At 61.8% G+C, this 8,432-nt stretch carries 8 protein-coding genes; 4 read left to right on the forward strand and 4 right to left on the reverse strand.

Translation table 11 applies throughout. From position 1 onward, the window contains the following. Window positions 1–869, reverse strand: an 869-nt coding sequence (locus D6877_RS27090; RefSeq protein ID WP_130912684.1) for a LysR substrate-binding domain-containing protein, incomplete at its 3' end; no start/stop codon positions are given. Between the two features lie 218 nt (window positions 870–1,087). On the opposite strand from D6877_RS27090, the gene D6877_RS27095 reads away from it, so the two are divergent. Beyond that, window positions 1,088–2,725: a 5-guanidino-2-oxopentanoate decarboxylase gene (locus tag D6877_RS27095; protein ID WP_130912677.1), complete on the forward strand. Its 1,638-nt coding sequence runs from the start codon at window positions 1,088–1,090 to the stop codon at window positions 2,723–2,725. Further along, window positions 2,725–4,173: an aldehyde dehydrogenase family protein gene (locus D6877_RS27100; RefSeq protein WP_178083761.1), complete on the forward strand. Its 1,449-nt coding sequence runs from the start codon at window positions 2,725–2,727 to the stop codon at window positions 4,171–4,173. Before D6877_RS27095 ends, D6877_RS27100 begins: the two co-directional genes overlap by 1 nt. A 124-nt stretch (window positions 4,174–4,297) precedes the next feature. On the opposite strand, the gene D6877_RS27105 is transcribed toward D6877_RS27100, so the two are convergent. Then, window positions 4,298–5,227, reverse strand: coding sequence for an AraC family transcriptional regulator (locus tag D6877_RS27105; RefSeq protein WP_130912679.1), 930 nt, complete (start codon window positions 5,225–5,227; stop codon window positions 4,298–4,300). Window positions 5,228–5,623: 396 nt separating this feature from the next. Between D6877_RS27105 and D6877_RS27110 the strand changes: the two genes are divergently transcribed. Together D6877_RS27110 and D6877_RS27115 are read left to right on the forward strand one after the other, a co-directional pair. After that, a complete protein-coding gene (locus D6877_RS27110; protein WP_016773446.1) occupies window positions 5,624–5,977 on the forward strand; it encodes an antibiotic biosynthesis monooxygenase family protein in 354 nt (117 codons plus the stop codon). Between the two features lie 43 nt (window positions 5,978–6,020). Beyond that, window positions 6,021–6,263, forward strand: coding sequence for a hypothetical protein (locus D6877_RS27115; RefSeq protein WP_130912680.1), 243 nt, complete (start codon window positions 6,021–6,023; stop codon window positions 6,261–6,263). On the opposite strand, the gene D6877_RS27120 is transcribed toward D6877_RS27115, so the two are convergent. Next, complete coding sequence (locus tag D6877_RS27120; protein WP_016773448.1) at window positions 6,264–6,893, reverse strand: flavin reductase family protein; 630 nt, start codon at window positions 6,891–6,893, stop codon at window positions 6,264–6,266. 135 nt (window positions 6,894–7,028) lie between these two features. Then, window positions 7,029–8,348, reverse strand: coding sequence for an MFS transporter (locus tag D6877_RS27125; protein WP_076563978.1), 1,320 nt, complete (start codon window positions 8,346–8,348; stop codon window positions 7,029–7,031). Window positions 8,349–8,432 lie beyond the last annotated feature (84 nt).

Raw genomic sequence — 8,432 nt, forward strand, 5'->3', positions numbered from 1 at the left:
GCCTGCTCAACCAGCCAGAGCATCAGCTCCTCAAGTTGCGGCGAGGGTTCGGCTCCAGCAGGCACCACCACGTAATACGCCAACCCCGTCTTCACCTTCAACGCAAACGGCTTCACCAGCCGTCCTGCGTTCAGATCATCGCCAATCAGCGACCAGTCCCCGATCGCCACCCCCGTCCCGTGCGACGCCATCGACATTGCCTGATCCAGCGTTTCGAAATGCTGGCCGCTGCGCAGATTGCCCAGTTGCAAACCCGCCGCATCGAGCCATACCGACCAGTCCTGAATGTCGTGGGTCGGGTGCAATAACAGATGCTCTTGCAAATCCTGCGGTGAATTCAGCGCGGGCGAGCCCTTGAGCAGTTGCGGCGAGCAGACCGGTGTCAGTTGCTCGTCGAACAGATGCAGTGCGCCTGGCGAATTGTCCGGCGGCGGACCGTAGATCACCGCGGCATCGAATTGCTCGCGCTGAAAGTCCACGCCGTGTTGCAGCGAGGCCGTCAGTTTCACCGGCACGTCCGGGCGTTCCTTCTGCCATTGCAGCAGACGCGGCAGCAGCCAGCGCATCACGCAGCTCGGGGCCTTGAGTTGCAAGGTTTGCCGCGTCAGACCGATCTGCTCGGTCGCTTCACTGATCAGCCCGAAGACCTTTTCCACTCGCGGCAGCCATTCGCGGCCTTCGGCCGTCAGCGCCAGACCTCGGGCCAGACGAATGAACAGCGGATAACCGAGCTGTTCTTCGAGCCCGGCGATCTGCCGGCTCACCGCGCCCTGAGTGATGTGCAACTGCTCGGCGGCGCGAGTGAAATTGCAGCATTGCGCGGTGATCCAGAACGTATGCAGAGCGGGCAGGGGTGGCAGGCGTTTCATGGCGATCCGAGGTATGACGTGGCGACATGGCTAGTATGACTTTTAATCGATTGTTGCTGCCAGTTGCGCACCGTTCCAATGGGCACTCCACGGACCGTGTGGGAGCGAGCCTGCTCGCGAAGACGGTTCAAGGTTCGACACGGATGTTGGCTGGACCGCTTATTCGCGAGCAGGCTCGCTCCCACAGGGAGTGTTCAGTGAATGAAAGGGCAATCAACATGGCAACGTGCGGCGAAGTACTGGTCAAGCTGTTGGAGAATTACGCGGTCGAGCAGGTGTTCGGCATTCCCGGTGTGCATACCGTTGAGCTGTACCGAGGCCTCGCCCGTTCAAGCATCAACCACGTCACGCCTCGTCATGAACAGGGCGCCGGGTTCATGGCTGACGGCTACGCGCGCACCAGCGGCAAACCCGGTGTGTGCTTCATCATCACCGGCCCGGGTATGACCAATATCACCACGGCCATGGGCCAGGCTTACGCCGATTCGATTCCGATGCTGGTGATTTCCAGCGTGCAGTCGCGCAGTCAGTTGGGCGGTGGCCGCGGCAAGTTGCATGAACTGCCGAACCAGAGCGCACTGGTCGGCGGCGTCGCAGCGTTCTCGCACACGCTGATGTCCGCTGCCGAACTGCCGGTGGTGCTTGCTCGCGCTTTCGCGCTGTTCCAGGCCGGACGACCGCGTCCGGTGCACATCGAAATTCCGTTGGACGTGCTGGTGGAAGAGGCCGATGAGTTGCTCGCCAGCCCGCCGGTGAATATCGATCGCGCCGGCGCCGCACCGGCTGCCGTGGCCCGCATGAGCGAACTGCTCGCCACGGCGCAACGTCCACTGATTCTCGCCGGCGGCGGTGCTATCGACGCGGCGCCGGAGTTGACCCGACTCGCCGAATTGCTCGACGCTCCAGTGGCGCTGACCATCAACGCCAAAGGCATGCTGCCGACCAGCCATCCATTGTTGATCGGTTCGACGCAAAGCCTGGTTGCCACTCGCGCACTGGTCGCTGAAGCCGACGTGGTGCTGGCGATCGGCACCGAGCTGGCCGAGACCGATTACGACGTGACCTTCGCCGGCGGCTTCGAGGTTCCCGGCAAGCTGTTGCGCATCGACATCGATGCCGATCAGACCGTGCGCAACTACCCGCCGCACATCGCACTGGTCGCTGATTCGCGCAATGCCGCGCAAGCATTGCTCAGCGCCTTGTCGCACCAACCGCTGGTCGAACGCCGCAATGATTGGGGCCAGGTCCGCGCCGCGCGTCTGCGTAATGAATTGGCGGCGAGCTGGGATGCACCAACGCTGGCGCAGACGCGTTTGCTCGAAACCGTGCTGCACGAATTGCCCGAAGCGGTGTTCGTCGGCGATTCCACGCAACCGGTGTACACCGGCAACCTCACGTTCAACCCCGAGCGTCCGCGACGCTGGTTCAACGCATCCACCGGTTACGGCACCCTCGGCTATGCGTTGCCGGCGGCGATTGGTGCGTGGCTCGGTGGACAACTCGATAACGGCGCGCGCCCGCCGGTGGTGTGCCTGATCGGTGACGGCGGCTTGCAATTCACCCTGCCGGAACTGGCCAGCGCCGTTGAAGCGCGGGTGCCGGTAATCGTGCTGCTGTGGAATAACCAGGGTTACGAGGAGATCAAAAAGTACATGGTCAACCGCGCCATCGAACCGGTTGGCGTGGACATCTACACCCCGGATTTCGTCGCCGTGGCCAAGGGCCTCGGTTGCGCCGCGCAAGCCATCAGCAGCATCGACGAATTGCGCGCAGCGCTGCGTAAAGCGACGGACCGGCAAGGCCCGACGCTGATTGAAATCGACCAGAACCAGTGGATGCAGGCGGTGGCCCAATGATGAGTTTTCCAACCACACTCGACGGGCTCTACATCAACGGTCAATGGTCGTCGGGCCGCGAACATCTACGGGTGATCAACCCCGCTACCGAAGCGCTGCTGACCACCGTCAATGGCGGTGACGAACACGCCGTCGACCAGGCGATCAGCGCGGCGACCGAAGCGTTCGAACATTGGTCGAAAACCACCGGCGCCGAACGCGCTGCGATCCTGCGCAACATTGCCAACGGCGTGCGCAACGCTCGCGAGCACTTGATGAACCTGCAGTCGAGCAACAACGGTAAACCGCAGTTCGAAGCGGCCATCGATGTCGATGACGTGATCGCCACGTTCGACTATTACGCCGAACTCGCCGAAGGCCTCGACGCCGGGCAGGACAGCAACGTGCCGCTGCCCAGCGAGGATTTCAGCGCACGCTTGCGGCGTGAGCCCTGCGGCGTGGTCGGGCTGATCGTTCCGTGGAATTTCCCCATGGTCACCACCGCATGGAAACTGGCGCCAGCGCTCGCCGCCGGTTGCTGCGTGGTGCTGAAACCTTCTGAAGTGACGCCGCTGGCGGAGCTGGAACTGGCCGCGATCATCGCTGAATGCGGGTTGCCCGACGGCGTGTTCAATCTGGTCTGCGGCACCGGGCTGGCGGTGGGCGCGCCGTTGTCGGCGGATCCACGTATCGCCAAGATCTCTTTCACGGGCAGCAATGCGGTTGGCGTGCAGGTGATGCAACGCGCTGCCGAAACGGTGAAGGGTGTCAGCCTGGAGCTGGGTGGCAAATCGTCGTTGCTGGTGCTGGCGGATGCCGATTTGCAGCTGGCGGTAGAACTGGCTTGTGGCGGGGCGTTTTTCAACGCCGGCCAGATGTGCTCGGCCACCAGTCGCGTGCTGGTTGCCGAGGCATTGATGGATGAATTTCTTCAGCACCTGCAAAAGCGCGCAGAGGCGATTCGAGTCGCTGATCCGTTTGATGCGGATGTGGAGATGGGCGCGCTGGTCAATCAGGCGCAGTATCAGCGGGTGCTTGGGCATATTGATCGCGGTTTGAGCGCCGGGGCGAGGTTGGTGTGCGGCGGCAATCGTCCGGCGCATTTGCCGCGCGGTTATTTTCTCCAACCGACGGTGTTCACCGACGTGCCGCTGGACAGCGCGTTATGGCGTGAAGAGATTTTCGGCCCGGTGGTGTGTGTACGCAGTTTCGCCAGCGAGAGCGAGGCGATTGCGCTGGCCAACGACACGCAGTTCGGCCTGGTCGCGAGTGTGGTGACACGCGATGCTGCAACGGCGGATCGCGTGGCCAATGCCTTGCAGGCAGGGCTGGTGTGGATCAATGCTCCGCAGGTGATCTTCCCGCAGACGGCGTGGGGCGGTTACAAGCAGAGCAGCGTCGGCCGCGAACTGGGGCCTTGGGGGTTGGCGGCGTTTCAGGAGATCAAGCATGTGATCCGCGCGGTCTGATCATAGATATGTAGCGCCTGGACTGACCCCTTCGCGAGCAGGCTCGCTCCCACATTGGAATGCATTTCCCTGTGGGAGCGAGCCTGCTCGCGAAAGCGCCATAAGCCCCACTTCAGATTCCGGATCAGACCGACAGCCGCAACCGCGCCAGATCCCGCAACGGCGGCGCGCCAAACAGGCGGCTGTATTCGCGGCTGAACTGCGACGGACTTTCATAGCCCACCCGATACCCCGCCGCCGAGGCTTCCAGGCCTTCGGTCAACATCAGCCGCCGCGCTTCTTGCAGGCGCAGCTGCTTCTGATATTGCAACGGACTCATCGCCGTCATCGCCTTGAAGCGGTGATGCAACGTCGACACGCTGAGGTTCACTTCCCGCGCCAGATCATCGATGCGCAGCGGCTGCTCGAAATTGCCGTTGAGCCATTTGATTGCCTGGCTGATGCGATGGCTCTGGCTGTTGGCAATCGCGATCTCATACAAACGATGACCCTGCGGGCTGCGCAGCAAGCGGTAGAGAATCTCCCGGCGAATCAGCGGCGCGAGCATGGCGATGTCTTTCGGCGCGTCGAGCAGCCGGGCCAGACGCAGCACCGCGTCGAGCATGGCGCTGTCGATTCTTTCCACGTACAGACCACGTCCGGTCGGCCGGGTCGGTACGCCCATCGGGCCGGCGTCGGCGATCAGCGCGGTGATTTCGGTCGGATCAATGTCGAGGCGCACGGCGAGGATCGGTTCTTCCGGCGAGACATTGACCACCCGGCCGCTGAGCGGCATCGAAACCGATACCACCAGATAATTCAGCGGGTCGTAGTTGAAGAACTCATCGGCCAGGCGCACCTCTTTGCGCCCCTGCGCCATTATGCACAGCGCCGGCTGCGCGAGTACCGGGGCAAAGTCATGGGACTGGGTGTGGCGCGACATCACCAGCGAACCGATGGCGGTCTGGTAGCTGCCATCGTCGCTGGTGTTGCGGCGGATGATCGCCGCCAGCTCCGCGCGCTGCTTTTCCATGTCGGCGCTGGGTTCGGCTTGAAAACGATCGAATGACGTCATGCACGGCATCCTCGGCAAGTGAGGGGGGAATGCAGCAGAGCATATGTTTGTGCAAGCAGCAGCGGTAGACACATTCTGCCAAATGCTTGCCTGATTCTGCCCGCAGGTGCACGCAGGTCACCCGCCAGACGATTCCGTAGGAGCTGCCGAAGGCTGCGATCGTTGATCTTCAAGGCAAAAGCCAAAGATCGCAGCCTTCGGCAACTCCTACACAAAACCCGTATGACAGACGTGTTGCGCGGGTTTACAGGTTGTTACAGGTCGTCTGCGCAGTCTCGCAGGATTGTGCAACGCGAAGGCAGGAATCGACTAACGGCGCAGCCGGCCCGGCCCTTAATCTTTGCTTCAGTCGCAGCCCGTCCCCCGGCTGCCACGCGATTTCATGGAGGGTTGATCATGTCCAAGCAAATGCCTGTCAGTCATATGGCCTTCGTTCGTGCCCAGGCCGGGCGTTCGGCGGAACTCGGCGTGCGCCTGAGCGCGTTGATCGAGGTCTCGCGCGCGGCGCCCGGCTGCCTGAGTTTTTCCCTGCAACAATCGCAGTGCGACGCCGACCTGTGGCTGGTCAGCGGCTACTGGAGCAGTCAGCAGATGATGACGACTTATTTCAACAGTCCGTCGATGGAAGTCTTCGCCGAGCTGGTCCAGGACCTGGTGGTCAACAGCCTCGACTTCCACACCTTCAGAGACGTTTCCGCCGCGCAGGCCCTCGGTCAATGCGCCGCGCCGATACACAAACTCGCCGGTTGAGGGTTTAATGTCCGGCTTATTTGATTGAGCCAGGATCCGCGACATGGCACGTAAAGAGTTTGAACGCTTCGAAGCAGTCTCCGCAGTCGTCCCCGTCGAGTTGGGCGGCAACAAGGGTTATTACGCGGCCATCGCGGTCAAGGCCCTGGTCGATGGCGGCGCCCCACGCTTTCACAAGTTGCTCAATGAGCAAGTGTTCCCCGGCGCCATTGCTGCCGATGACGCAGCCATCAACGAGCTGGACAAGCTCAAGGGCATCACTGACGACGCCGAGCTGATCTGGTAATTACTTCTGTGCGCCCGGGCGCCACATCTTGAACAGAGCCTCAGGCCCCAGCTGGAAATAATCCGCCGGCCCGCCGCCGCGCAAAATCGGTTGTGCGGCGGCGGTGTCGTAGATGCCGTCCTTCAGCAGCCATTTGGCGATGTGCACCGCAACCACCTCACCGAGGATCAGCCAGCTCGGTACGGTTTCGCCATCGGCGCGTTGCAGCTGGATGATCTGTGTGACCTTGCACTCGAAGGACACCGGGCTTTCGGCGACCCGAGGCACCGAAATCAGCTTTGACGCCACGGTCGTAAGCCCTGCCAGTTCAAACTCGTTGACCTCAGGCGCGACCATCGCGCAGCTCTGGTTCATCTGCTCGGCCAACGGGCGCGTGGCGAGGTTCCAGACGAACTCCCCGGTCTGCTCGATGTTGTTCAGACTGTCTTTGCGCCCGACACTGGAAAAGCCAATGATCGGCGGCACGTAGTTGAAGGCGTTGAAGAAACTGTAGGGCGCGAGATTGAGCCGGCCTTCGGCATCCTGCGAAGAAATCCAGCCGATGGGGCGCGGGCCGACGATGGCGTTGAACGGATCGTGAGGCAGGCCGTGGCCGTTGGCGGGTTCGTAGAAGTGGATGTCATCGGGCATGGGGAGCGGATTCCTGAGCTGCATTCGGATGCCGCCATAGTGCAAGGACCCAGCGCATATTTCCAGCCAGACGCGAGACCCCGTAGGGTTCGTGGCAGGACACAGATTTTGTGGCCTGCCAGCGATGTAGCCCCGTCAGTCAGTGACGATCCGCGAATGTTTCTGGGTGTCTTTCATGGTGATGTACACCAGCAGCGACACGGCAATGCACGCGGTGACGTACCAGTAGTAACCGGTTTCCATGCCGATGCTCTTGAACCACAGCGCGATGTATTCAGCGGTGCCGCCGAAGATCGACACGGTCAGTGCGTACGGCAGGCCGACGCCCAGGGCGCGGATTTCGGTCGGGAACAATTCGGCTTTGACCACCGCGTTGATCGAGGTGTAGCCGCTGACAATGATCAGCGCCGCCATGATCAGGAAGAACGCGCCCCACCAGGTCTGGATGGTGTGCAGGGTCATCAGGATCGGCACGGTGAAGATCGTACCGAGCACGCCGAACGCGATCAGGATCGGGCGACGACCGATCTTGTCCGACAGGCCACCGATGATCGGTTGCAGGCACATGAACAGGAACAGCGTGGCGGCGGAAATGGTGGTCGAGTCGGAGATGCTCATGCCGACCGTGTTCACCAGATACTTCTGCATGTAGGTGGTGTAGGTGTAGAACGCCAGGGTGCCGCCCATGGTCAGGCCGACCACGGTCAACAATTCTTTCGGATGGCGCATCAAGGTGCGCATCGCGCTTTCCTTGGATTTTTCCTTTTTAGTGAACGACTCGGTTTCTTCCATGCCGCGACGCAGGTACAACGCTACCACTGCGCAGAGCGCGCCGATGGCGAACGGAATGCGCCAGCCCCACGCGTAGAGCTGTTCGGTGGTCAGCGTGTTCTGCAGCACGATCAATACGCCGAGGGCGATGAGCTGGCCGGAGATCAGGGTCACGTACTGGAAGCTGGAGAAGAAGCCGCGACGTTCCTTGGTCGCCATCTCGGACAGATAAGTCGCCGAGGTGCCGTATTCGCCGCCAACCGAAAGGCCTTGCAGCAGGCGGGCGAACACCAGCAGGATCGGCGCGCCGATGCCGATGGTTTCATAGTTCGGGCTCAGGGCGATCAGCAGCGAGCCGAAGCACATCAGGTACACCGAGGCCATCAGCGCTTTCTTGCGCCCGACCTTGTCGGCGTACATGCCCATCAGCCAGCCACCGATCGGGCGCATCAGGAAGCCCACGGCGAAGATCGCAGCGGTGTTCATCAGTTGCGCGGTGGTGGAACCGGCGGGGAAAAAGGTTTTCGCGAAGTACAGGGAGAAGGCGGCATACACGTACCAGTCGTACCACTCGACCATGTTGCCGACAGAACCGCTGAAGATCGATTTGATCCGGCTCGCGGTGGTTCTTGGTTTGGCCGGCACGGCAGCCGACCCAAGGGGCAGGGCGTTGGAGTTATCCATTGAAGGATCCTTCGTTTAATTGTTTTTGTGGAGCGCGTCGGAACGCAGCCTGCCAGGGCTATAGCAGGAGGTGTGCCAAGGGGG

It is taken from the genome of Pseudomonas sp. Sample_9, assembly GCF_004307535.1.
Classification (GTDB): Bacteria; Pseudomonadota; Gammaproteobacteria; order Pseudomonadales; family Pseudomonadaceae; genus Aquipseudomonas; species Aquipseudomonas mercuritolerans.